Annotated in this window: 23 protein-coding genes; 5 read left to right on the top strand and 18 right to left on the bottom strand. The window is 64.2% G+C overall.

What is annotated here, in order from left to right; all coding sequences use genetic code 11:
- Positions 1-207 precede the first annotated feature (207 nt).
- Positions 208-1101 carry an SDR family NAD(P)-dependent oxidoreductase gene (locus FX134_RS12155; RefSeq protein ID WP_080802338.1) on the top strand — a complete coding sequence of 298 codons (894 nt, stop codon included), beginning with the start codon at positions 208-210 and terminating at the stop codon, positions 1099-1101.
- Between the two features lie 63 nt (positions 1102-1164).
- Here the strand turns inward: FX134_RS12155 and FX134_RS12150 are convergent, their stop codons facing one another.
- The 8 genes from FX134_RS12150 to FX134_RS12115 all read right to left on the bottom strand — a co-directional run bounded on the left by FX134_RS12150 (position 1165) and on the right by FX134_RS12115 (position 9897).
- Positions 1165-2373: an ATP-binding protein gene (locus tag FX134_RS12150; RefSeq protein WP_080804044.1), complete on the bottom strand. Its 1209-nt coding sequence runs from the start codon at positions 2371-2373 to the stop codon at positions 1165-1167.
- Between the two features lie 114 nt (positions 2374-2487).
- Positions 2488-3255 (bottom strand): histidine phosphatase family protein, encoded by a 768-nt coding sequence (locus FX134_RS12145; RefSeq protein WP_080802335.1) that lies wholly within the window; start codon positions 3253-3255, stop codon positions 2488-2490.
- A complete protein-coding gene (locus FX134_RS12140; RefSeq protein ID WP_080802334.1) occupies positions 3252-3722 on the bottom strand; it encodes a YbaK/EbsC family protein in 471 nt (156 codons plus the stop codon). The genes FX134_RS12145 and FX134_RS12140 overlap by 4 nt, the downstream gene beginning before the upstream one ends.
- Before the next feature lie 404 nt (positions 3723-4126).
- A complete protein-coding gene (locus FX134_RS12135; RefSeq protein WP_080798323.1) occupies positions 4127-5305 on the bottom strand; it encodes an IS110 family RNA-guided transposase in 1179 nt (392 codons plus the stop codon).
- 215 nt (positions 5306-5520) lie between these two features.
- Positions 5521-6297 (bottom strand): amino acid ABC transporter ATP-binding protein, encoded by a 777-nt coding sequence (locus FX134_RS12130; protein WP_080802332.1) that lies wholly within the window; start codon positions 6295-6297, stop codon positions 5521-5523.
- Positions 6298-6309: 12 nt separating this feature from the next.
- Positions 6310-6963: an amino acid ABC transporter permease gene (locus tag FX134_RS12125; protein ID WP_080802330.1), complete on the bottom strand. Its 654-nt coding sequence runs from the start codon at positions 6961-6963 to the stop codon at positions 6310-6312.
- 82 nt (positions 6964-7045) lie between these two features.
- Entirely contained in the window at positions 7046-7876 is an 831-nt protein-coding gene (locus tag FX134_RS12120; RefSeq protein WP_080804042.1) for a transporter substrate-binding domain-containing protein, read from the bottom strand.
- A 356-nt stretch (positions 7877-8232) separates the two neighbouring features.
- Positions 8233-9897, bottom strand: coding sequence for an FAD-binding protein (locus FX134_RS12115; protein ID WP_080802325.1), 1665 nt, complete (start codon positions 9895-9897; stop codon positions 8233-8235).
- A gap of 237 nt (positions 9898-10134) precedes the next feature.
- On the opposite strand from FX134_RS12115, the gene FX134_RS12110 reads away from it, so the two are divergent.
- Both FX134_RS12110 and FX134_RS12105 read left to right on the top strand, forming a co-directional pair.
- The gene (locus tag FX134_RS12110) at positions 10135-11559 is read left to right on the top strand and encodes a helix-turn-helix transcriptional regulator (RefSeq protein WP_080802322.1); all 1425 of its coding nucleotides are present in this window, start codon (positions 10135-10137) and stop codon (positions 11557-11559) included.
- Positions 11560-11714: 155 nt separating this feature from the next.
- A complete protein-coding gene (locus FX134_RS12105; RefSeq protein ID WP_080802320.1) occupies positions 11715-13076 on the top strand; it encodes an ATP-binding protein in 1362 nt (453 codons plus the stop codon).
- A gap of 119 nt (positions 13077-13195) precedes the next feature.
- On the opposite strand, the gene FX134_RS12100 is transcribed toward FX134_RS12105, so the two are convergent.
- Positions 13196-13423: a hypothetical protein gene (locus tag FX134_RS12100; RefSeq protein ID WP_080802319.1), complete on the bottom strand. Its 228-nt coding sequence runs from the start codon at positions 13421-13423 to the stop codon at positions 13196-13198.
- Here FX134_RS12100 and FX134_RS12095 point away from each other — a divergent pair.
- Entirely contained in the window at positions 13422-13631 is a 210-nt protein-coding gene (locus FX134_RS12095) for a response regulator transcription factor (RefSeq protein WP_407641840.1), read from the top strand. The two genes, FX134_RS12100 and FX134_RS12095, sit on opposite strands and share 2 nt — an antisense overlap.
- A gap of 131 nt (positions 13632-13762) precedes the next feature.
- Entirely contained in the window at positions 13763-15052 is a 1290-nt protein-coding gene (locus FX134_RS12090; RefSeq protein ID WP_172623474.1) for an ATP-binding protein, read from the top strand.
- Here the strand turns inward: FX134_RS12090 and FX134_RS12085 are convergent.
- The 9 genes from FX134_RS12085 to FX134_RS12045 form a co-directional block, all read right to left on the bottom strand.
- Complete coding sequence (locus tag FX134_RS12085; protein WP_080802311.1) at positions 15049-15870, bottom strand: ADP-ribosylglycohydrolase family protein; 822 nt, start codon at positions 15868-15870, stop codon at positions 15049-15051. The two genes, FX134_RS12090 and FX134_RS12085, sit on opposite strands and share 4 nt — an antisense overlap.
- Positions 15871-16068: 198 nt before the next feature.
- Positions 16069-17061: an NrfD/PsrC family molybdoenzyme membrane anchor subunit gene (gene nrfD / locus FX134_RS12080; RefSeq protein WP_080802308.1), complete on the bottom strand. Its 993-nt coding sequence runs from the start codon at positions 17059-17061 to the stop codon at positions 16069-16071.
- A 5-nt stretch (positions 17062-17066) separates the two neighbouring features.
- The gene (locus tag FX134_RS12075) at positions 17067-17720 is read right to left on the bottom strand and encodes a 4Fe-4S dicluster domain-containing protein (protein ID WP_080802305.1); all 654 of its coding nucleotides are present in this window, start codon (positions 17718-17720) and stop codon (positions 17067-17069) included.
- Between the two features lie 11 nt (positions 17721-17731).
- Positions 17732-18010, bottom strand: coding sequence for a molybdopterin-binding protein (locus FX134_RS12070; RefSeq protein WP_143412199.1), 279 nt, complete (start codon positions 18008-18010; stop codon positions 17732-17734).
- Positions 18007-18819 (bottom strand): molybdopterin-dependent oxidoreductase, encoded by an 813-nt coding sequence (locus tag FX134_RS12065; RefSeq protein ID WP_172623473.1) that lies wholly within the window; start codon positions 18817-18819, stop codon positions 18007-18009. The genes FX134_RS12070 and FX134_RS12065 overlap by 4 nt, the downstream gene beginning before the upstream one ends.
- 68 nt (positions 18820-18887) lie before the next feature.
- Complete coding sequence (locus tag FX134_RS12060) at positions 18888-20441, bottom strand: molybdopterin-dependent oxidoreductase (RefSeq protein ID WP_172623472.1); 1554 nt, start codon at positions 20439-20441, stop codon at positions 18888-18890.
- Between the two features lie 648 nt (positions 20442-21089).
- Positions 21090-22022 carry a slipin family protein gene (locus tag FX134_RS12055; protein ID WP_080802291.1) on the bottom strand — a complete coding sequence of 311 codons (933 nt, stop codon included), beginning with the start codon at positions 22020-22022 and terminating at the stop codon, positions 21090-21092.
- Positions 22019-22417 carry a GntR family transcriptional regulator gene (locus tag FX134_RS12050; protein ID WP_080802284.1) on the bottom strand — a complete coding sequence of 133 codons (399 nt, stop codon included), beginning with the start codon at positions 22415-22417 and terminating at the stop codon, positions 22019-22021. The genes FX134_RS12055 and FX134_RS12050 overlap by 4 nt, the downstream gene beginning before the upstream one ends.
- An 86-nt stretch (positions 22418-22503) precedes the next feature.
- Positions 22504-23193 (bottom strand): DUF3800 domain-containing protein, encoded by a 690-nt coding sequence (locus FX134_RS12045; RefSeq protein ID WP_143412198.1) that lies wholly within the window; start codon positions 23191-23193, stop codon positions 22504-22506.
- Between the last annotated feature and the right edge of the window lie 76 nt (positions 23194-23269).

Below are 23269 nucleotides of genomic sequence, written 5' to 3'. Positions count from 1 at the left end.
TTCGCCGCTCCGCTCAGGATGACATGATGCGCGGTTTTCGTCGCTCCGCTCAGGATGACGTGATGCGCGGTTTCAGCCCGATGGCGGGCCGGTCGCGCCTTTCCAACGGACGCGAAGGCCCCGGAAAGCCCCGGCGAGGCCCCTCCTATCATGCGGGGGAAACGCCGGGGCGCCGCGTGCGCCCCTTAACCCGAAAGGAGCGCCCTCATGGCTCAAACCGCTTTGGTAACCGGTGCGACAAGCGGCATCGGCGAGGCCCTCTGCCTGCTGTTCGCAAGCGACGGATACGACCTGGTCACCGTGGCCCGCGACAAGGATTCCCTCGAGAAGCAGGCCCGCGACCTTCGCCTGCTTAACATCGACGTGCTACCTGTGGCCTGCGATCTGTCCGACCCCGACGCCGCCCGCACCATCTTCAAGAAGGTCCAGGAGGCCGGCAAGGAAGTCGAGATCCTCGTGAACGACGCGGGCTACTCCCCCGCCGGCCGCTTCGACGAGCTCTCCGTGGCCGACGTCCGCGCGATGATCCAGGTGAGCGTCACGAGCCTCGCCGAGCTGACGAACGTGTTCATGCAGCCCATGCTCGAGCGCGGGCACGGCCGCATCCTCAACATGAGCTCGATGATGGCGAAGACCCCCTGCCCGTACAACGCGCTCTACGGCGCGGCGAAGGTGTTCGTGCTGTCGTTCTCCACCGCGCTCGCCTACGAGCTGAAGGGCACCGGCGTGAGCGTGACCACCGTCTGCCCCGGCGCCACGCGCACGAACTTCCCCAAGAACGCCGGCATCGAGGGCGCGCCCGCGTGGAAGTACTTCTCCATGAGCACCGATGAGACGGCCATCCGCGTCTACCGCGCCCTCATGCGCGGCGAGCTGTGCGCCGTGACCGGCTGGGTGAACAAGGTGGGCGCGCTCTCCGTGCGGTTCATGCCGATGGGCTTCCAGCTGATGGCAGGCGAATGGCTGCTGGGCACGCGCAAGCACCCGCTCGACCGTGAGGGCACCGACGAGGGCGCAAGCGAGCACGAGCACGGCCACGAGGGCAAGGGCGCCGGCAAGAAGAGCGCCTCGCAGTGCTCGATCGGCTGGATGCCCTGGTAGGAGCGGTTGGTTAACTTGACGCGCTATGCCGCCCGTCGCACCTCCCCTACGTGACGGGTGGCATCAAGCGCCCTCTCCCAGCAGCCAGGAAACGACGTTGAGCCCTTGCACGCCATTTCTCGAGACCGGGAAATCGTCAAGCGACAATACATACTTCGGATAATTGTCGCGAATCCCTTCAAGAGCCCTAAACTCCCTATCCCGGACACGATCGTCGGCAAGCAGATAGGTTACCTGATAATACTCAAGCTCTCCTTCTCGACGAGCAATGAAGTCGATTTCCAATTCGCCGACCTTGCCAATAGTGATATCGTACCCACGTCGCTTCAATTCCATATACACGATATTCTCAAGCACTTGATCGATCGCTTCGGAATTACGGTTTCCGATAGCCTGACGCAGACCCTGGTCGACTACATAGTATTTTTCATTGAACTTAAGCGTTCGCTTCCCCACCGCATCCTCACGCGATACACGATAGATCAAGCAAGCCTCTTCAGCGGCGCGCAAGTAACTATAGACAGTGTCAATCGACACCGAACGGCGCTCGCTTTTCAAATAATCGGAAATGCTTTTGGCCGAAAACGAATGCCCGATCTCTTGCAAAACATAGCGCACGATACGCTCCAGCTGATCTGCGTCGCGAAACTCGTTCTTCTGAACGACGTCCTTGAGCAGGATCGTTGAGAACACATCTTGGAGGTATTGAAGCGTTGGTTCTCGCTCGAACGCCAAATCCACTTGAAACGGGAAACCTCCTTGGTCGACGAAGCGAGCGAAAGAAATCTTCTCGTCAATCGGCTCACCCAGCTTTCCATACGCTTCCCTGCATTCGGCGAACGAGAAGGGAAAGACCGGCACGCAAACATAGCGCCCGGTGATATACGTAGCCAGGTCGCTTGAAAGCAGGCGGGCGTTCGACCCAGTGACGTACATGTCAACGTTAAAATCGACCATAAACGACCGGAGCGCTTTTTCCCAACCAGCCACTTCTTGAATCTCATCAAAAAACAAATACTGCTTGCGATCAGGATCAATGTGCGCACTCACATATGAAATCAGCGCCTCAGCGTCCATGAGGGACGCGAATTGCGACGATTCGAAATTGACAGTCAGCATATTCGCCTCAGACACACCACGGAGAGCAAGTTCTTGTTTTATAAGCTTGAGCAGCGTGGATTTGCCCGAGCGCCTTACGCCCACAAGCACTTTGATGATGTTCTTACCAATAAAAGGCTCAATACGCTTCATATACAACGATCTGCTGATCATGGCGATCACCTCACAGTTTCGACTATAGTCGTGACTATACTACACGGAAGCAGTAGTTTCGACTGTAATCGAAAGTTTCACTTATCAGACTAAAAGTTTCGACTGCAATCGAAGTCATGACCGCCAGGCCGTGGAGCCTATCTCGTGCAGCATGAAGTCCTCGCCGTCGAAGCCGATGCGCGTGACGCTCACGTTGGGGATCTTCACCGGGTCGTTCACGCGGTCGGGCTCGAGCAGGTACACGAGCGTGCGCACCACGAACGAGTGCGTCACCACCAGCACGTTGCCGCCGCCCTCCGCGCGAAGGTCGCGGCCCACGCCGCCAAGGAAGCTGCGCAGGCGGGCCTCGATGGCGTCGAAGCGCTCCGCGCGGCCCGAGGTGTCGGCATCCGCGATGACGTCGGCCACCTCGGGCAGCCGGCGGTTGTGCTCCTCGAACGAGAGCGGCGCGCCGAAACCGGAGTCCAGCACGGCATGCAGAAGCGCGCCCGACTCGCCCTCGAAGTCGCCGTAGCACCACTCGCGCAGGCGCGGGTCGAACACCGTGACGAACGGCAGCGTGTCGAACGCCTCGGGCCGCGCGCCGCCGTCGTGGAGCGACGCGAAGCGCGCCAGATCGTCGGACAGCTCGCCGCGAGCGAGGGCGCGGGCTTCCAGGAGGGCGTTCATCGTCTGCACCGCGCGGCCGCTGTCGCTGGAAAACGCGGCCGCGAACTCCACGTCCGCGAGGCCCCGCCCGAGCGCCTCGGCCCCGGCCACGCCCTCGGCCGTGAGCGGCGTGTCGCACCAGCCCTGCACCTTGTTCATGACGTTGAACAGCGTCTGGCCGTGGCGCACCACGTAGAACGTCACTTCGCCGGGACGCGCCTCCGCGGCGCTCATGGGAGCACCTTGCACACGTCCACCCAGGTGCAGGGCGCGGCGCACCGCTCAAGCTCGTCGGGGGTGAGGCGCACCGCGCTCGCCGCGTTGCCGGCGGCCGGGTACACCGCGTCGAAGCGGCGCAGCGACTCGTCCAGGAACACGTCCACTCCGTCGTTGAGCCCGAACGGGCACACGCCGCCGACCGCGTGGCCGATGAGGGGCTCGGCCTCGTCGGCGGAGAGCATCTTCGCCTTGCAGCCGAACTGGGCTTTGAACTTGGGATTGTCGATGCGGGCGTCGCCGGCTGCCACCACGAGCGCCACCCGGTCGCCCACGTGGAACGACAGCGTCTTCGCGATGCGCGCGGGCTCGCAGCCCACTGCCGCAGCCGCTAGCTCCACCGTGGCGCTCGACGCGTCGAACTCGAGCACGCGGTCTTCCATGCCCAGGGCGCGCAGATGCGCCTTCGCCTTGTCGATCGCCACGTCGGCCTCCTTCTGTCACCTGTTCGCTCACCTTAGTATAGCAAACGGGGACGATAAGGCCGGAGGTTGTCATCCTTATATGACCCGAACCGTGTCAAGAGGCAATAAAGGACCGGTCCTTTCCCGTCGGATAAGGATCGGCCCTTCTCTATGAACATCTCCCTGCAAAGCCCGCCGAGCATATGCGCCGTCTTCTTACACGGCGCTTTCTCATACCTTAAATCCGCGGACACCGCGGCAGATCATGCGGCCCGCACTCCAATTGTCCTTTGTTCGGGCTATCCGCCTATGAGAGAGAAAACTAGTCTGAGTACGCGCACGCCACACGACCTTTGGTGCGCAAGGATGACGCGCGGGCTCCCGAACGGACTTAGACGGCGGGCTTGCCAGGGGGGATGCCTCTGTCAGCTCTCCTGCGCCTGGCTGGCGGCCGCCTGAGCCCTCTGGGCGGCACGTCCCACGGCCCACACCTGTCGGGCGAGCTCGGCGGCAGCTGCCACCTTGGCCTTGTTGGAGCCCTTCTTCGCCTCGCAGGTGAGATGGTGGAAGCGCTCGAGCACCCGGCGCGAGGCCTTGCGCGCGCAGGCGAGCACGCCCGGATCGACCTTTTGATCCTTGCGCAGGGCCTTGAAGGCTTCGGTTTGGTGCGAGAGCGTCTGGGTCGCTTCGACGAGGGCGGCCCGGACGTAGTTGTCCCCCGCCTTGTCGATGCGCCCGCGGCTCACCGAATCGTCGCTCGAGGACTCGCAGGGGGTGAGCCCCGCCCACTTGACGACGGCGCCCCCGCCGCCGAAGCGCTCGAAATCGCCGTACTCGGCTGCGAGTGAAAAGGCGCTCTGCACGTCGATCCCCTTCATGGCCGAGAGCGCATCAACCACGGGCTTCCACCTCGGGGTCTGGGCGAGGGCAAGCGTCTGCTTCGAGATGCGCGCAAGGCGCGCCTGCGCCTCGTCCGCACACAAGACCAGGAAGGCAAGCGCGTCTTGTGCCCCGGTTCCTTCCAGACGCACCTTCGAGAGCCACTCGCGCCACTCGCGCGTCCAGGTCGCCTTGAGGTTTCCCGCAGGAGTCCTCTCGTTCCAGATAGCGCCGTGGGTGAGCAAAAGCGAGGTGACGCGCTGCTTGGCGGCTTTGGCGTCGCGCGCGGCGCCAAAGCGCGCCCGGGCGAGGTTGCGCGCGGCCTCGCACTCCGGATCCGGGCACCACACCGCCGAGAGCGTGGAGACGGGGTTCAAAAGCTCGAAGAGCAGCCTTGCGGCGTCACGCCGGTCGTTTTTGTGCAGCTTGTCGTCGGTCGAGCGCGCGATGGACGAGACGGCGATCACGTCGCAGGCGGCGCCGAGTGCGCGCAGCTCCCGGCACAGATGAAAGCCGGTGCACCCCGACTCGTAGGCGGCGTAGAAGGGCTCCTCGAAGTTCGCGCGCATCCAGCCGATTACCTCGGCGGGAGCCGGGCAGCCGCCGAGCTTGGCTATCTTGGTGCGCCCGGTCGCGCAGTCGAAGCCCTTGATGGTGATGGAGCGTGCGTGCACATCCATCCCGAAGATCGAGCGGTACTTGGTGTTGATGGTATACTGCGCCATGAGAAGACCCCTTCCAATGCTTGTGGTACGCCCTTGCGCACCGATGGCCAGATACCTGCAAGTGTAGCGGGGAATAACCCACGATAGAGCCTTCAAGGCCGTCAGTATCTTCGGGGTCTTCTCTCTTTTTCACTCGCAGGTGCATCGGTTCGGGTCATATTGTCTGAGCGGAGCGCGCCGTTTGCCATCCTGAGCGAAGGATGACAACCTGTGCGCTAGTCCTCCCCGAATTTCGCCAGGAAGGCTTGGGTGCGTTGGTGCTGGGGGTGGTTGATCACCTGGTCGGCGGGGCCCTCCTCCACGATCACGCCGCCGTCCATGAACACGATGTGATCCGCCACGTCGCGCGCGAAGCTCATCTCGTGCGTCACGATCACCATGGTCATGTGCTCGGCGGCCAAATCGCGGATGACCTTGAGCACGTCCTTCGTGAGCTCGGGGTCGAGCGCGCTGGTGGGCTCGTCGAAGAATAGCACGTCGGGATCGAGGGCGAGCGCGCGGGCGATGGCCACGCGCTGCTGCATGCCGCCCGACAGCTCGCAGGGCACCATGTCCTCGGTCTCGGAAAGGCCCATCTTCGCCAGCAGGCCGCGCGCCTTCTCCATCGCCTCGTCCTTCGGGCGCTTCTGCACGTGGATGGGCGCGTCGGTGACGTTCTTGAGCACCGTGTAGTGCGGGAACAGGTTGAAGTTCTGGAACACCAGGCCGAAGCGCGTCTTGGCCTCCTTGAGCACGGCCTTGCCCGCGTAGGCGGCGCGGCCGTCGGGCCCGTCCTCGGCCACCACGAGGTCGCCGTAGGCGAGCCGGCCCGCGTCGAGCGTCTCGAGCAGCGTGCAGCAGCGCAGAAGCGTCGACTTGCCGCCGCCGGACGGCCCGATGACGGCCACGACCTCGCCCGGACGCACCGCGAGCGAGATGTCCTTGAGCACCGGGGTGCCGCCGAAGCTCTTCTGCGCGTGCTCCAAGAGCACGACGGGCTGTTGGTTGGTCATGGCGTTCAGCTCCTAGTCGTGGTAGTAATTGAGGCGCTTCTCGATGCGGGTGAGGACGATCTCCACGATGAAGTTGAACACCCAGTAGATCGCGCCGGCCACCACGTAGGGGATCATGCTCACCTGCGAGGCGGCGATGGCCTTGGCCTGGCTGAACATCTCCATGATGCCGAGCACGAACGCAAGCGAAGTGTCCTTCACCAGCGTGATGATCTCGTTGCTCATGGCCGGCAGGATGCGCTTGACCACCTGCGGCAGCACGATCTTCATGAACGTCTGCGCGCGCGAGTAGCCCAGCACCTCGGCCGCCTCGTACTGCCCGCGCGGGATGGACTGGATGCCGCCGCGGTAGATCTCGCCGAAGTAGGCCGCGTAGTTGATGATGAAGCCGATGGAGCACGCCCAATACTTCCAGTCGTTGCCCAGCTGCAAGCCGAACAGGTAGTACGGCCCGAACGAGAGCGCCATGAGCTGCAGCATGAGCGGCGTACCGCGCATGACCGAGATGTAGAACCTCGTGACGAGCGCGACGGGCTTGAACCTGCTCATGCGGCCGAACGCCACCAGCACCCCCAACGGCAGCGAGCCGACGAGCGTGATGAGGAAGATCTGGACGGTGAACACCAGTCCCGACCCCAAAAGCTCCATCATAGTGGCGAATTCCATGGTGCCCCTTCCGCCGTTCTGCCGAACGGCGGAACGGATCGACGCTGCGAAGCGCTGACTTACTACGCCAACCTGCGAAGCCTTAGAGTACCCAGTTGTCGTAGGTGATGCCCTGGTCCTCGTACTTCGCGCAGAGCTCCTTGACGAAGCCTTCCTCGTTGAGCTGCTTGAGGGCGTCGGTCACCTGCTTGGCAAGTTCCGTGTCGCCCTTCTTGAAGCCGACGGCGTAGTTCTCGGGGGCGAGCACGCCCAGCTTCACGTAGGCGTCGGGCTTGGCGGCCATCTGGTAGCTTGCGATGGACAGATCGCACGCCACGGCGTCCACCATGCCGGACTCGAGCTGCATGAACGCGTTATTGTAGTCGCCGATGGTCTGGAGTTCCTTGAACGTGCCGGCGAGCTCCGCCTGCCCCTCGGGATCCTCGAGCACCCCGAGCGCCGCCGAGTCCACCTGCGTGAGCACGATCTTACCGGCGAGGTCCTCGAGCTTCTTGGCGCCAGCGTCCTTCTTTACCACGACCACCTGCTCGTTGTACATATACGGCTCGGAGAACGTGTAGTCGTCCTCGCGGCCCTCCATGGTGAAGCCGTTCCAGATGCAGTTGATGGCGCCGCTGCCGATGAGCGCGTCCTTCGCGTCCCAATCAATAGGCTCGAGCTTGAGGTTCCAACCCATCTTCTCGCAGACGGCCTTCGCCAGCTCCAGGTCGAAGCCCGTGAACTCGCCGTCGTCGCCCACATAGCCGTAGGGCGGATAGCCCTGGTCGAAGCCCACCGTGAGAGTGAAGCCGTCCACGTCGCCGGCGTTGCCGGAGTTCGCAGGCTGGTCGCCGCCGGAGCAGCCGGCCAGCAGCACGGCGGAAAGCGCGAGCATGGCCGCAGCGGCCGCGATCGCGAGCACCTTCTTCTTCATCGTGTCTCCCATCGTCCCTCGCGTCGGCCGCAGGTCCTTCCCGGGAACCGCCGGCCGCTTTTCTACTTTACTGCGCTAAAGCGCCCGCGCCAGTATAGCACAGGATGCCGCCGGCGGGCGACACCTCCCGCGACGGTCGTTCGCGCACGGCGGAAGGCCGGCGTGGCGCTCGCCCGCGCCGATACCTCCCTTCGCTTTCCGCATTGTCGACCGAAACACACGGAAAATGGCGCTGTGGCGTGTGTTTCGGTCGACAATTGCACCCGGAAGGCGGCTATCCGCGCGCGAAAAGGACCCGTGCGCGGGAGGGAGGGCGCACGGGTCGTGGGAGGGAGGAACGGCTGACAGACGGGGCGCTAGCTCTTGGCGATGAGCTCGCGGGCGGCGATGCGGCCGAACACCATGCACTCGGTGATGTTGCCGCTGCCCTGGTACTTCGCGGCCCAGATGGAGCCGAACTCGCCCGACGAGTACAGGTTGGGGATGGGCTCGCCGTCCACGTCGAGGATCTGCGCCTTCTCGTTGCGACGCGGGCCGCCGTCGGTGTTGAGGACCTCGGGGATGCACGGGATGGCATAGAACGGCGGCGTGCTCACCGGGGCCAGCTGGTCGGACGGGCGGTGGAACTGCTCGTCCTTGCCGTTGGCGCACGAGGCGTTCCACACGTTCACGGTGTTCACCAGCTCGTCGGCCGGCACCTCCATGAGCGCGGCCAGCTCCTCGATGGTGTCGGCCGTCAGCGCGTAGCCGTCGGCCACCGCGTCGATCGTCGGGTCGATCTCGGTCTTCTCGGTCTGGTTCTGCAGCGTGTTGTTGGCCACGTCCTTGCCCATGTAGGCGCCGAAGCGCTTGCCCTCGGAGTCGTACACGAACCACTGCTTGTCGGGCAGGGGCAGCATCTTCCACTCGCCGCCGAAGTTCTGATGGCCGTGGCGGCAGCCGTAGTGCAGCGACAGCGGGCCCTCCTCGCCCTTCGTGAACATGGTGGTGCCTTCCCATTCCTGGTAGAAACGGCGGCCGTTCACGCCCACGACGATGCCGAGGGCCTTCTTCAGGCTGCGATACGGCATGGTCTTCTGCCCGTCCAGGCTGATGCCGTTGGACCACGCGCCCGCGAAGCTGTTCATGTGCCACATGCTAGCGCCCAGCTTCGCGCAGATGCGGTGGCCGTCGCCGGTGTTGGTGGACGCGCCCGCCGCGTGCATGCGCTCGAAGGACAGGTAGTCTTGCAGCATCTCGGGGTCGTTCTCGAAGCCGCCGCAGGTCATGACCACGCCCTTGCGCGCCTTGACGTACACCTCCTTGCCCTTGTCGTCGTACACGCCGCCCAGCACGGCCTTCGTGTTTGGATCCTGCACCAGCGCGGTGAGCGGGGCGTTCGTTTTGCGCGTCACCTGGTCGGGGTACTGATCGAGCACCGCGCTCAGGAACTTGCTGATGTGCGTGCGGTCGTCGTCAGCGTTATCCTTCTTGAACTGGCACTTGGAGAACGAACCCGAGTTCTCCAGCTCGAACCACTCGGCCTTGCCGTCGCCCTGGGGCGTGACCTTGACGTCGTCCTCCTTCATGCCCAGAGCGGCAAGCCACTCCCAGTTCTCGGCCGCACCCTGCGCGTAGGTGTCGTAGACGATGGCGGGCGTGGCCGTCATGCCGCCGAGCATGGCTTTCATGTACACGGCGAAAGCATCCGGGTCGTCGGTGATGTGGAACGAGCCGCTGCACACCGGCGAGTTACCGGTGCCGATGGGGATGCCGCCCTTCTCCAGCAGAAGCGTGGTGGCGTCGCCGCCCTCGGTGGCCATCGCGACCGCCGTGGCAAGGCCCGCGGCGCCCGCGCCCACCACCACGACGTCGAACTCCTCGTCCCACTCTATCTGGTCCACCGACAGCGCCTGCGCGTTGGCCTCGTTCTTGGCCTGGGGCGCGCACCCGCCGAGCCCCATGATGGCCGCAGCGCCCAACATGGCCGCGCCGCTCGTCTTGATGAAGTTCCTCCTGGAAAGCTGTTCCCTCGTCGCCATCACAATCCTCCTTATGATCGTTGATCCGGTTGCCGCCCCCGACACCTCCTGTGGGCCGGGGCTGTGCGATGAGCTCAGGTTACGCCGCCACAGACCGGGCGGCCCAGACCCCAACCGGGGCAAAAACGCTGGTGGGGCCCTCGCCCGATTCGGGCGAAATCGCCGGGAGCGCCCTGTTGGCGTCGCGCGCGGGCCCCGTTCGTGCGATAATGGCCGGGCCGGGAGAAGGGATGGAGCATGGACGCGAAGCGGAACAAGGAGGACGTCGGCGGGCGCTCGGTCGCCGGCATGGACATCGCGGCCATGGCCGTGGGGTTCTGCGCCTGGTACACATGCTCGAACTGGGTGAGCGCGCTCACGTACGGGTTCGCGTTCGACCACTGGTGGCTCAACCGCTCGGGCGCCATCATCGCGGCAACCCTCGTGCTCTGCCCGCTTCTGTGGCGCTTCGGCATGCCGCGCAGCGCCCGCGTGCTCGACTGGGCCGCGGCGGCGCTCTACGCGGGAGCCATGTTCGCCCTCTCCGCGCTGCGCGAGGGCGCGGCGCCGGTGGCGGCCGTGGTGGCCGCGCTCGCCGCGTTCGCCGTGGCGCAAACGTGGATGGTGGCCCGGTGGAGCGGCCGCTACGCCTCAGCCACCACGTCCGACGTGGCCAAGGCGCTGATCGCGGCCATCGCGCTGGTGGCGGTGCTGAAGGCCGTCACCACGCTGCTGCCCGAGGCGGCCACCATGACGCTCATGCTGCTGCTCCCCTTCCTGTCGGCCGGCATGCTCGTGTTCCACCACGACGAGGACGCGCGGCGCTCGGACGACGTGTGGTTCTCAAGCCGCTCGTTCGCGCCGTTCGCGCGCATCGTCGCGGCCATGGCGGTGTTCTTCTTCCTGTGGTCCATCCTCAACATGGCGCTCAAGCACGGCACGGGCCACTACAGCTTCGGCTCCGCGGCGACACCCCTCTACACCCTGGCGTCGCAGGCCATCGTACTCGTGTTCTGCCTGGTGGTGTACGCGTGGGTGTTCGTGCGGCGCGGGCGGCTCGACCTCACCACCGTGTGGAAGTTCGCATACGTGCTGATGGCCGTATCGCTGTTCATGTTGGTGGTGCTGGGGATGGCCCAGTTCATCCAGGCGTTCACGGGGGCCGCCGTGGTCATCGCGAAGATGTTTCTGTGGCTGGCGCTGGCCAACGTGGCGCGGCACAGCGCGTTCAAGCCGTTCATGGTGTTCTGCCTGGGCGTGCTGGTGTACTCGGTGCCGGACTGGCTCGGGCGTTGCACCGCGTCGTTTTTGGCGCTGGACTCGCTCGATCCCGTGGTGTCCACCGCCGTGCTCGTGCTTATCGTGATCATGGTGACGTTCTTCCTGCCCGTGCGCTCGCCCGACGTGCAGCACCTGCTGGCCGATCTCAACGGCACCCCTGCGGCCGGCGGGCAGGCGGGCGACCTCCTGGATGCGCGCTGCGCCGTGCTCGGCCGCGCCCACGGCCTGTCGAAGCGCGAGGTAGAGATACTCCAGTACCTGTGCAAAGGCCGGTCGCGCCCCTACATCGCCGAGACGCTGTACCTCTCCGAGAACACCGTGCGCACCCACTCCAAGAACATCTACGTGAAGCTGGGCGTCCACAACCGCCAAGAGCTGCTGGACCTGGCGAGCGAGGGGTGACGGCGGGGGCACGAAACCTCCCATTTCGTGATTACAGAAGCCCCACAAACCTCCCATTTCGTGATTTTGAAGGCATTTTACACTTCCCATTTCGTGATTATTGACTTATTCTATACTTCCCATTTCGTGATCGACACTCACTGCGGAGGTGAAGGATGCTTTTCAAGCGCAAGGCATACGACGACCTGCTCGCCTGGAAACAGGGAAACGGGGAATCGGCCATCCTTATCGAGGGAGCTCGGCGCACCGGCAAAAGCACCCTCGCGGAGCGGTTCGCCCAAGCTGAGTACGAATCGTACCTGCTCATCAACTTCGAAACCGCTCCGCAAGAGGTAAGGGACATCTTCAACGACTACCGCGACAACGTCGACACGTTCTTCAAGTACCTTCTCGCCTATTACGGCGTGCGCCTTGAACGCCGCCGATCGCTGATAATCTTCGACGAGGTGCAGCGGTTTCCCATCGCCCGCAGCTACATCAAGCACCTCGTCGCCGACGGCCGGTTCGACTACATGGAGACCGGCTCGCTCATCTCGATCAAGAAGAACGTCGAGGACATCCTTATCCCCTCCGAGGAAGACAAGATCGACCTTGGCCCCCTCGATTTCGAGGAATTCCTCTGGGCTACGGGCAACACCGCCTTGGCCGACCTGATAGCCGAGTCGTTCGAGTCCGGCCGCGCGCTCCCGAGCCCCCTCCACCGCAAGGCGAGCCAGCTGTGGCGCGAGTATCTGCTGGTTGGAGGCATGCCGCAATCCGTGGCCGCCTACCTCGAGACAGACGATTTCGCGCAGGCGGACAGGGCGAAGCGGCGCATCCTCAACCTCTATCGGGAGGACATCATGAAATTCGGCGGCGAGGACGCCTCCCGCGCCACGGCCGTGTTCGACGCCGTACCGGGTCAGCTTGCCAAGCACGAGAAGAAGTTCACGCTCGCCTCGGCCCGCCCGGGAGCCCGGTACCGCGAGTACGCCGGCGCGTTCTTCTGGCTCGAGGACGCGCGCATGGTGAACCTCTGCCTCAACGTGACCGACCCCAACGTCGGACTCGATCTGTCGGCTGAGCGGTCGAACTTCAAATGCTATCTCGGCGACACGGGGCTACTCTCGACGCTCGCCTTCGGAGACAGGAAGGAGACCCTCGACAGCCTCTACCGCAACGTGCTGTTCGGGAAGATCAGCGTGAACGAGGGGATGCTCGTGGAGAACGCCGTCGCCCAACAGCTCCGCGCCAACGGCCACAAGCTGCGCTTCTACTCCCATCGCAACGACGCCAAAGCCGCCGACACCATGGAAATCGACTTCCTCATAGTCCGGGAATACGCCAATGCAGGGCTCAAGCCTCGCCTCAGCCCGTTGGAGGTGAAGTCGTCGAATCGCTTCAGCACCAGATCACTCGACAAGTTCAAGGCGAAATTCGGGAAGCGCGTGGGGACGGAGCTCGTTTTGATCCCCAAACCTTTCAGCATCGAGGGCGATCGCATGCAGCTTCCCCTTTACATGGGTTTCTGCCTGTAGGAAATATCGAGAGCAGACCGGACACCCCACGCCCTAGAACAGGCAGGACTCGATGATCTCCTTGCGGGAAGGCGGCCCGGTTGGAAGCCGCCTTCCCGTGCGTCTCTTTGAGGTGTTCGTCAGCCGATGAGGCTCATCACCGTCTCGGCCACCACGTCGGCGTGGATGCCGGCGGCCAGGATGAGGAAGCGCAGCTCGCAGCCGCCGATGAGCGCCCCTGCGGCACCGAGGGCCATGAGCGGCGCCAGGCTCTGACCGGCCCCGCCCCGTTTGGCGCTGCGACGGTGCAGCACGAGGCCAGCCACGGCCATGGCCAGCGGAAGCGCCAGCCCGCACGCCACCACCATGCCCCAGAAGCACCCTGCGAGGCCTCCCGGCCTGTCGAAGCGCGAGGTGGAGATACTCCAATACCTGTGCAAGGGCCGGTCGCGCCCCTACATCGCCGAGACGCTGTACCTTTCCGAGAACACCGTGCGCACCCATTCCAAGAACATCTACGTGAAGCTGGGCGTCCACAACCGCCAGGAGCTGCTGGATCTGGCGAGCGAGGGGTGAGGTACCGTGCAAATCGAAGAGTGCGAGCCCGACAAAATCAAGAGTAGATCGGCGGCAAAACGAAGGGTATAATGGCGGCAAAACGAAGGGTAACAAAGCGGAATTTTTTAGACTGAATGGAGGGCTCCTTTATGTACGGAGCTTTGAAGAGCGGCGATTATCGGCCCCGCCTGCTGGATACCCGCATTTCGGAAGACATCGAGCTCTTCGGCGCCGTGTGCATCCAAGGCCCGAAGTACTGTGGGAAAACGTGGACAGGGCGCAGCTTCGCCAATAGCGAAATCTGCATCATGGATCCCGCCGGAGGGTTCCAAAACCGCGAGATGGCAGAACTCTCCCCAAGCCTGGCGCTCGAAGGCGATTCTCCGCGCCTTGTCGACGAGTGGCAGGAGGTGCCTGCCCTGTGGGACGCCGTGCGCGACGAGGTCGATCGAACCAACAAGAAGCGCACGTTCATTCTCACCGGATCGGCCGTCCCTCGCAACCACAAGCCGCGTCACAGCGGCGTCGGACGCATAGAAAAGCTCCGTATGCGCCCCATGTCCCTTCAAGAATCGGGCGATTCCACGGCCGCCGTCTCTCTGTCCCGCCTATTCGAGGGAGAGGCACCGACCGTGAAAGCCCCCGAGACGTCCTTGGAGCTTATCGCCTCGCTCATCGTGCGAGGCGGCTGGCCAGCCTCCATCGGCGCGCCGGACAGGCTCGCCCAGCGCATGCCGAGAAACTACGTCGATACCGTGGCCGAAGATGACCTCTCGCGAGTCGACGAGGTGAAGCGCGATCCTGCGAAGGTGAGAAGACTGCTCCACTCCCTCTCGCGTACCATGGAGCAGGCGACGACGACCAAGACGCTCATCCGGGATATGACCGCCGATGCGGCAAGCGCGCCGCTCTCCTCAGAAACCGTGGACGACTACCTCGGAGCGCTAAAGAAGATATTCATCCTCGAAGAGATTCCAGGCTGGTCCCCGAACCTGAGATCCCCCGCGCGCATCAACAAGAAGCCGAAATACCACTTCATCGACCCCTCCCTTCCGGCAGCGGTGTTGGGCGCGACGTGCAAGGCTCTCGTAGCGGATCTTCGCACATTCGGCTTCCTCTTCGAATCGCTGTGCGTGCGCGACCTCCTCATATACGCGCAGGCTCTTGAGGCGAACGTCTTTTATTACCGCGACAGGGACGGGCTCGAGGCCGACGCCGTCATCGAGATGCCCGACGGGTCATGGGCTGGGATCGAGATAAAGCTCGGGCACAACCAAGCAGACGAGGCGGCCGCCAGCCTACTGCGCGTCAAGAACAAGATCCTGGGAGCGGGCGGCAAGGAGCCGGTATTCCTTGCCGTGGTCGAAGGGCTCGGATCCTTTGCCGGCAAGCGGGACGACGGGGTTCTGGTCGTGCCCATCCGAACGCTCGGAGCCTAGAACAGACAGGACTCGATGATCTCCTTGCCACGGAGCGTCTCTATCCACGTTGCCGGGATGGCGTCGAAGCCATAGACGATGCCGGCGAGCGCGCCCGACACCGCTCCCACCGTGTCGGTGTCGTTGCCGAGGTTGACCGCCGCCAACGTGCACTCTTCGAAGGACGACGTGGTCGCAAGGGCCCACAGCGCCGCCTCGAGCGTGTCGATGACGTAGCCGGTGGAGCGCACGTCCTCGCGCGGCACCTGGTCCATGCGCGGAAGCCGTTCGAAGGGCTCGGCGGCGGGAAGGCTGCGTAGGGCGTCGAGCACGGGACGGCCGGCGGCCAGCTCCTGCGCGAGCCGGACGTAGACGACGCACGCGCGCCGGGAGCGTTCGTGGGCGTGCGTGATGGCGCTCGCCGCTTCGATCTGCTCGTCCGTGACACCGTCGACGAAGGCAAGCGGGACGATGCGCATGAGCGAGCCGTTGCCGTTGTCGCGCTCCCCGTCCAAACCGCGCCCCAGCGAGAGGGAGCGCGAGACGGTCATGCCCACGTCGAACACGTCCCCGTCGACCGCGTAGTCGCCGTTGCGCAACCACGCGCGGAAGCGCTCGCGCATGTCATCGACGTCGACGCCGCCGCACGCGCGGATGCTGTCGCAGGTTGCGAGCGTCATGCTGGTGTCGTCGCTGAACGTGCCCGCCGGCTTGCCGTGCGCCCCGCCGCCGACCATCCCGCCGATGCGGTACGAGTCACGGCCCTGGAACTCCCCCGGCACGCCGAGCGCGTCCCCCACTGCCAGCCCGTAGATTGCGTCCCTCAGCAAGCTTTTCATCGCCACACCTCCTCATCGTGCTATTTCGACCATTGTAGCGCTTGCTGAAAGGGAAATTCTACGCCGCAATCCGCAATGAGCGATTCGCACGAAGGGGCTTTTCGTGCTTCAGAGGCTTTTTCAACTGTGAGCAAGCCAGAGAAACACGGGAAGGCGGCCCGTTGCAGGCCGCCTTCCCTTGCGTTTCTTCTCGAGCGTCTAGCCGATGAGGCTCATCACCGTTTCGGCCACCACGTCGGCGTGGATGCCGGCGGCCAGAATGAGGAAGCGCAGCTCGCACCCTCCGATGAGCGCTCCGGCGGCGCCGAGGGCCATGAGCGGTGCCAGGCCGTGGCCGGTCCCGCCGCCCCGCTTGACGCTGCGGCGGTGCATCGCGAGGCCCGCCACGGCCATGACCAGCGGAAGCGCCAACCCGCACGCCACCACCATGCCCCAGAAGCACCCCGCGAGGCCGCCCGTGGTGAGCAGCTCAGCCGACGCCGCGCCGGTCGCGCCCACGGCCGAGCCCGCATCGCCACCCAGCATGCTGGCCAAAAACGCCGTCAGCACCGCCACCTCCACCACCACGAGCACCACTACGACGCACTCCATGAGCGTACCGGCACGCGGCGCGAGCGGGTCTTTCTTCGCCAGCGCCACCGCCAGAAGCTCCACCAGCGCCACGCCCGTGTCGAACGCCGACACCGTGAACAGCGCAGGCAGCAGCGGCGTGTTCCACAAAGGAACGCTTCCGGCACTCATGAGCAGCATGCCCGTGTACACCGCCACGAACGCACCCAGCGCGATGCCGAGCACCGCCAGCACGCGGCGCAGGGCGATGCCGCGGCGCGCGAACCACTTCCACTTCTTCGCCAGCCACACGCCCACCGGCCGCGTGGCCAAAAGCGCCGACACCGCGAACACCGCCATGGCCGCGAACGCGCCCCACGCGCCGTACGTCATCCACGAAGTGAAATGCCCAAAGCTCTGCCACATGAGTAGGCCGCGCGCCGGCGTGATGAGCTCGGCCAGCAACAGCAGCAGGCCCGCGGCCAGGCTGGCGAGCGCCGCCCACATGGACACGCACACGATGAGGCGGTGCTTGGTGCGGTCGATCAAAAACAGCACCGCCGCCATGATGAACGCGCCCGCGCCCATGCCGCCCAAGAACAGGTAGAGGGCCGGCTGCCAGCTCCACGTCAATTGCAGCATCGCGCTCACCTCCTCTCGCCCAGAACCAGGCACGACGGCCCGTTCGCCTCGGCGATGGGAACCGCCGCGCCGCCCGCCTCGACGGCCAGCTGGTCAAGCGGTCCGTAGCGCAGCGCGTCGAACTTGCACGCCTGCACGCAGTACGGTATCTCGCCCACGGCCACCTCCGCGCCCAGGCAGCAGTCGCATTTGTCCATGGCCACGGAGTCGTAGCGAGGCACCTCGTACGGGCACGCCTGGAAGCAGTACTTGCACCCGATGCAGCGTTCCTTATCCACCGACACGACGCCGCCCTCGCCCTTCGAGATGGCCCCCGCCGGACACACCGCCGCGCAACTGGGCTCGGCGCAGTGCATGCAGGAAGTGGATACGTACGCGTTCATCCCGTATTTGTCCAGGTAGGCGCTCACGCGACGGCGGTCGGACGCGTCGTCGCCCAATTGGTTGCCCGCGCGGCACGCGTCCACGCACAGCTCGCAACCAACGCACCTGGTCATATCCGTCAGGAAGCCGTACTGCACGCCCGCGTTCGAGCCCGCGCTCTCGGCGAAGGCCGGAGCAGGCGCGCCCGCGACCGACCCGGCCATGAGCGCCGAGGCCCCCAGCGCGGCGGTTCCTTGCAGCAGAGTCCGCCGCGTCACCAGCGTTTTCGCATTCATGCTCCCCCCTTTCAATCGATCTCCAACTCAACATGGGCCGCCTTGGGGCTCGCCTCGCCCCGGTCGTTCACGGCCCGGATGCGCATCCGGTAGAAGCCCGGCTGCGGAGGCGTGAATTCGAACGCCCAGGTGAGGTTCTGGTAGTCGGTCGTGCGCTCGGTCGCATACTCCGTCCAATGCTTGCCCTCGTCGAGCGAGAACTGGATGGCGGAGATCGCGTGCCCGAAGTCGTACGCGCATCCCTCGAGCCTCACCGGCTGACCGGACCGTCCGTACACGCGGGGGATCATGCCACTTCGCCGCCCAGAAGCACGCCGACGTTCGGCAGGTTGGCGTACGCCGAGCGCGCCTCTTCGCTGTTCGGGGCGGGAGGCGGCGTCTCGCGCTCCTCCAGCGTGATGACCGCGACGTCGCGAGCGAAGTAGTTCGCCGACGTGGCGCCCAGCCACAGCTGGTTCACGCCGCCGACGCTCTCCGCGAGCGGCGCGCCGTTGATGTCGAACACGAGGGGGCAGTAGCGGCGCTCGAGGTACGACAGCGGCAACGCCACTTCGTAGCCGTCGGCCGACGTGAACACCACGGTGTTGGCACCTTCGGCCGGCTGCGCCATACCGATCATCGCAAGCACCGAGATGCCCGTGACCTCGGCGTTCGCACTCGCCTTGCCGTCGGCGGGGTTGCCTGCGCAAGCGCAGCCCATCAGCACCGACTGCACCTCATCGGTGGCGGCGAGCTCGGAGAACGTGGCGGCGTAGGGGTTCGCCACCGCGCCGACCACCGACACCTCCCAATCCTCAGCCGCGATCGCCGGAGCCACGCCTGTCGGCCGCGCGCCGCACAGGTACTTCGCCGCGCCGAGCGCTGCCTTCAGCTCCTCGTTCGACGACGCTTCGGCCTGCGTGAAGGCGAACTCGCCCTCCACCACGTCCATCGTCACGACGTCGGTCTTCGCGTATGCGGTGCCCGCTTCCTGGCTGGCCGCCTGCTGACTGCCCTGTTGCCCGCTCGCGTCGATGGCAAGCGCCACTCCACCGCCCACGCCCGCCAGCGCCAGCACCGAGCTGGTTCCCACGACCAGCGTCTTCTTCAACGTGCTCATCTGCGCACCTCCTCTGAAAGCGCGCCCGCCTCGCATGCCGCAGCGGGCGCGGCTCGATCGTCTCGTCGTTACTTCGCGTTGAACATGACCTTGATCGGATACGGCGACACCTTCCCCGTATCGGTGACGGCCCGAACCGAGAACACGTAAGAGCCCGCATCCTCCGGCGTGTAGGAGAGCGTCCACCACACGACCTTCGTCTCGTCGGAGCCGGACGTGTCGAACGTGGTCCAGGTCTCGCCGTTGTCGAGGGAGAACTCCACAGCGGTGATCTGCTCGTCGAACGCCTGGGCATAGCCGGTGAATTCGAAAGGCTTGCCCGCCTCGATGATCTGGCCATCATGGAAATTCGTGACGCCGGCGTTCGGCTTGTCGAAGAAGTTCCCCTCGCGATCGGGCATGCCGCTGTAGAAATGCACTTCCTCCTCGGGCACGTTCGCGACGACGATCTCGCTCACGAAGCGCGTGTGGTTGCCGAGGCACCTCAGGTCGGTGTCCCACACCATGACGGGCGCGCCTTCCTGATAAGAAAGGTACTCGCCGTTCATCTTATATACAAGGTATATCTCGCCCTTCCGCGCCCCCTCGACGGGCAAAGCCTGCGTGTAGCCCGACGGAGCCGTGGGATAAATGACGTTCGCGCCCTCCTTCATGCCCGCCTTGTCGAGCACGTAGCTCATCGGGATGCCCGTGATTTCCATGTTGGCGACGAGCTCGCCGCCCGCAGGATTGATGACGCACTGCGCACCCGTGATGAACGTCTCGCTGGGAGCCTCGTCGATCAGCTCGCCCAGGTTAATGGTGACGGGCTTCTCGACTTCGCCGCTCACCGTGATGTCCCATTCGTCGATCAGCCTTTCAGAATCGGGAGTCTCGCCGTTCGAGTCCTTCACCAGGCTTTTCACCTCATCGTCTTCGAGCGTCGCCAGCATCCAGTCGATTTCGGGAAGCTCGGTGAGCGTCTCCTGCTCGTACGAGAAACCGCCCTGCACGTTCTCCACGGAGGTGAACCCGCGCAGCACGTCGTACTTCGCCTCTTCCCACAAACGCATGGTGCCGTTGTCCGTCGCATCATGGCACGACAGGCACGTGCCCTTGAACGAGTCGCGGCTGTGCATGCCGTGGATCAAGCTGCCGAACGAATCGTACAGGTTGCTGTACCCGTCTTCCGAATGGCAGTGGGCGCACTGCATCGGCGTCACATCGGCGCCCAGGTCGTTCGTGATCTTGAGGTGGGGATAGTCCATCTGGTTGTTCACGAGATCCGCCAGACCGTCCTGATGGCACGAGACGCAGCCTCGGTTGTCGGCGTTGAGGTACTGCGTGTTGTACGCCGCAGGCGCGCCGTTCAAGTGGTTGAGCCCGAACTGGTTCGGCGCGGCATCGGGCGTAAGCTGGATGCTCGTGCCGTCTTCGAGCGTGCGAACCTCAGGTGCATACGACTCCACGTCGGACTGGATTTTGTCGATACGCTCCTGGAGCGTGGCGTCGTCGGGCAGATCGCTTTGCGCAACGGCGTTCGGCTGCCCGTTCCCCTCCCCTTCAACGTCCGGAACGCACGCCGCCAGCGACAACCCCATCGCGCAGCACAGCGCCGTCGTCCATATCGCGCGCTTTCGCATTGCCTTCTCCTCTCTCCTTGTTCGTGCACATCCCTTCTGACCGCATAGTATCATATATCATATAGATTTACGATACTTGTCTCACGGTTGTATGATTCTTTTTTGGGAATAGAAGGAGCGGGCATGGCTGGAACCGATCCTTTGAGAAATCTCCATCGTTTGTTCGATTGCGCTGCATGAACCAAACCGTTTAGCATGTACTTATTCGGGCTGGTCGAAAGATCTGGGCCTGACAGGAAGGCGGAGGTATTTCTCCGCCACATTTTTTGTCCTCATTCAGCCCCCCCCAGCGGCGACCCCGCAAGTCACCCAGCAAGTCACCCTGCAAGTGAGAAATCGCTAGAGCGCTGCCAAGGAGCACTCCGAGCGCGCGAAAATGGGAGGTTCGTGGCAGAAAACGCCGTTAGTTGATCATTGCTTTTCGGCTTCTTGACGAGGCTTTGATGTGACGCTTCACTGACCAGGGACGATGCGAGAACGTTGGGAGGGCGCAATCGTGAGAGGGCTGATGCGCGCCCTGCAAATGATCAACTAACGTCAAAAACTGCCACGAGAGAGGGATTCTGGCGCGCGGGCAGCTTTCGGCTGGCGTCGTGCGGGATCCTTAGATTCCACTCGCTGCGCTCGTTTCGCTCTGACAAGAAGCCCCTATCCTTTCGCGAGCTTCTCCAAACCCTCGAAGGCCTCGGACAACGCGCTCGGCACCACCACGAGGCCGCCCTTCTCCTTCACGCTGTCGGAGACGAAGCTCATCGCGCGCAGCTGCAGGGCGGCATCCTCGCGGCCGTAGGTGCGCGCGGCGTCCACGAACATCTCGGAGATTTCCTTTTCCACCTCGGCCAGGATGACGCGCGCGTTGTACTCGCGCTCGGCCCGCGCCTCGGCGGACAGCGCCTCCTGCAAATCGTCGGGTATCTCGATATCGCGGATTTCCACCGACACCACGGTGATGCCCCACTCGTTGGTCTTGCGCTCCAGGATGTCGGCCACCTCGCGGTCAATCTGCTCGCGGCGCGTGCTCAGCTGGGCGATGTTCACGGCGCCCATCACGTCGCGCAACGTGGTCTGCGCCACCCAGTACACCAGCCGCACGAAGTTCTTGACCTCCGAGCAGGCCTTTCCCGCGTCCCACACGGTCCAGAACAGCACGGCGTCCACGTTCACCGGCACGAGGTCGGCCGTGAGCACATGCTCGGCCTTGAACGCGGTGGAGCGCATGCGCATGTCCACCGTGGCCGCCGCGTACTCCACGAGCGGGATCATGAAGATGAGCCCCGGCCCCGCCACGCGGTTGAACTTGCCGAACCGCAGCACCACCGAGCGCTCCCACTCCAGCACCACGTGCATGCAGCTGAACAGCAGGCCGGCGGCCACGAGGCCCGCCACCGCCACGACCGGCGAGCTCAGGAACCACGCCGCGGCGGCGAACGCCGCGAACACCAGCACGGTGACGGCCCAGCGCAGCGCCGTAGCGCCGATGCGGCTCGTGGTGGTTTCGTCGGGCTCCGCCTCCATGGAAATGGCGGCGTCGTCCTCGGTCATCATGGGCATCTCGTCGAAATACGACTTCTTCTCGCTCATCGCTCTCCCCCGTCGTCCTTGAACGGCGCCAGCGCCCCCTCGACCCTGGCCATCGCGTCCGCGTACGCTATCCCCGTCTCGCCCACCACACGCACCAGCTCCTCGATCACCACGTCCACCGGCGAATCGGGCAGCGCGAGCTCCTCCCGGTCGATCTCGGCGATGGTGGAGCGCTTACCGCGGCCCGACAGCACCAGCCCGTCGGTCTCGAGGTCCTGGTACACCTTGTGGATGGTGTTGTAGTTCACGCCCAGCTGGATGGCCAGCTCGCGCACCGTGGGCAGCGTGTCGCCCGGCCGCAGCTGGCCCGAGCGGATGAGGAAGATCATGTGGTTGCGGATTTGAACCCATACGGGAACGCCGGATTTGTCGTTCACCCGCAACGTCTCGAACACGCGCCCCAGCCTTCCTCGAAAAGTATCATTGGGGCGTATGATACCACAAGCGCGCCGCAACGATGAGGGGCTCGCTCAGACGGCGCTCATCGCAGCTGCTTCATCCTCGTCGGCTTGAGGTAGTTTTTCCGGAACGTCCTTTCGCCGCGAAAGAACTCCCTCTCGGAATCGGTGAGCCGCCCCGCATCGAGCTTCGTCGCCAGCAATTCGATAGTGCACACCATGTCCGCAACTTGGAAAAGGCAGTAGTCCGACGGCTGCACGCGCCTTATCTCGACGCAAGAGAGCAGGGTGTTGAACACGGAATTAATAACCCGCGACACCTCTTTTTGGCCATTGTCGTAGTACACGATCACCCTATCGTAAGCCTGGAAGAACTCAAGGTGCTCCACGATCATGGAACCGAGCGATCGAGCCATGCGCCCCACCAATTCATCGCTGTTCGCCACGTCCCTTTTTGAGAAAGCGAGAACCTTGTACTTGACGTCGCAAAAGCGAAAGAACGTGAACAAGGAGTGGAACAGCATTCTCCTCTGAGGCCTCTCGAGGTTTCGGTAATTGCTTTCCCTTCGCACGAGGGGCGCTGTATGGATGGAGTGGGATTGGGGGAAACCCAATTCCACCACACGACGTTTAAGATGATCTATTTCATTGCCGATCGGTTTGTCCTGGTCATGAAACACCAGACCCAGGAGGTAATAAGGGCAGTGGATTTCATAAGGTCCGAAGTCGCCGGACTCGTCGATGAAGATGCTCAGCTCGCGCACTCCACTCACGGAACCCTCCCCTAGACACAAAGATGGCGGGGAAAACGTCCCCGCCCTCGGTTGGACCAGGGCCTCTCGGCCAGCC

This window comes from Arabiibacter massiliensis, assembly GCF_902386925.1.
Taxonomy (GTDB): Bacteria; Actinomycetota; Coriobacteriia; order Coriobacteriales; family Eggerthellaceae; genus Arabiibacter; species Arabiibacter massiliensis.
The sequence above is the reverse complement of the archived record's forward strand: the minus strand, read 5'-3'. Positions and strand labels throughout refer to the sequence as shown.

Excerpts from the sequence above, each read along its gene's own strand:
- FX134_RS12155 (WP_080802338.1), top strand. The coding sequence starts at position 208 with ATGGCTCAAACCGCTTTGGTAACCGGTGCGACAAGCGGCATCGGCGAG.
- FX134_RS12150 (WP_080804044.1), bottom strand. The coding sequence starts at position 2,373 with ATGATCAGCAGATCGTTGTATATGAAGCGTATTGAGCCTTTTATTGGT.
- FX134_RS12145 (WP_080802335.1), bottom strand. The coding sequence starts at position 3,255 with ATGAGCGCCGCGGAGGCGCGTCCCGGCGAAGTGACGTTCTACGTGGTG.
- FX134_RS12135 (WP_080798323.1), bottom strand. The coding sequence starts at position 5,305 with ATGGCGCAGTATACCATCAACACCAAGTACCGCTCGATCTTCGGGATG.
- FX134_RS12130 (WP_080802332.1), bottom strand. The coding sequence starts at position 6,297 with ATGACCAACCAACAGCCCGTCGTGCTCTTGGAGCACGCGCAGAAGAGC.
- FX134_RS12125 (WP_080802330.1), bottom strand. The coding sequence starts at position 6,963 with ATGGAATTCGCCACTATGATGGAGCTTTTGGGGTCGGGACTGGTGTTC.
- FX134_RS12120 (WP_080804042.1), bottom strand. The coding sequence starts at position 7,876 with ATGAAGAAGAAGGTGCTCGCGATCGCGGCCGCTGCGGCCATGCTCGCG.
- FX134_RS12115 (WP_080802325.1), bottom strand. The coding sequence starts at position 9,897 with ATGGCGACGAGGGAACAGCTTTCCAGGAGGAACTTCATCAAGACGAGC.
- FX134_RS12110 (WP_080802322.1), top strand. The coding sequence starts at position 10,135 with ATGGACGCGAAGCGGAACAAGGAGGACGTCGGCGGGCGCTCGGTCGCC.
- FX134_RS12105 (WP_080802320.1), top strand. The coding sequence starts at position 11,715 with ATGCTTTTCAAGCGCAAGGCATACGACGACCTGCTCGCCTGGAAACAG.
- FX134_RS12095 (WP_407641840.1), top strand. The coding sequence starts at position 13,422 with ATGCCCCAGAAGCACCCTGCGAGGCCTCCCGGCCTGTCGAAGCGCGAG.
- FX134_RS12100 (WP_080802319.1), bottom strand. The coding sequence starts at position 13,423 with ATGGTGGTGGCGTGCGGGCTGGCGCTTCCGCTGGCCATGGCCGTGGCT.
- FX134_RS12090 (WP_172623474.1), top strand. The coding sequence starts at position 13,763 with ATGTACGGAGCTTTGAAGAGCGGCGATTATCGGCCCCGCCTGCTGGAT.
- FX134_RS12085 (WP_080802311.1), bottom strand. The coding sequence starts at position 15,870 with ATGAAAAGCTTGCTGAGGGACGCAATCTACGGGCTGGCAGTGGGGGAC.
- nrfD (WP_080802308.1), bottom strand. The coding sequence starts at position 17,061 with ATGCTGCAATTGACGTGGAGCTGGCAGCCGGCCCTCTACCTGTTCTTG.
- FX134_RS12075 (WP_080802305.1), bottom strand. The coding sequence starts at position 17,720 with ATGAATGCGAAAACGCTGGTGACGCGGCGGACTCTGCTGCAAGGAACC.
- FX134_RS12070 (WP_143412199.1), bottom strand. The coding sequence starts at position 18,010 with ATGATCCCCCGCGTGTACGGACGGTCCGGTCAGCCGGTGAGGCTCGAG.
- FX134_RS12065 (WP_172623473.1), bottom strand. The coding sequence starts at position 18,819 with ATGAGCACGTTGAAGAAGACGCTGGTCGTGGGAACCAGCTCGGTGCTG.
- FX134_RS12060 (WP_172623472.1), bottom strand. The coding sequence starts at position 20,441 with ATGCGAAAGCGCGCGATATGGACGACGGCGCTGTGCTGCGCGATGGGG.
- FX134_RS12055 (WP_080802291.1), bottom strand. The coding sequence starts at position 22,022 with ATGAGCGAGAAGAAGTCGTATTTCGACGAGATGCCCATGATGACCGAG.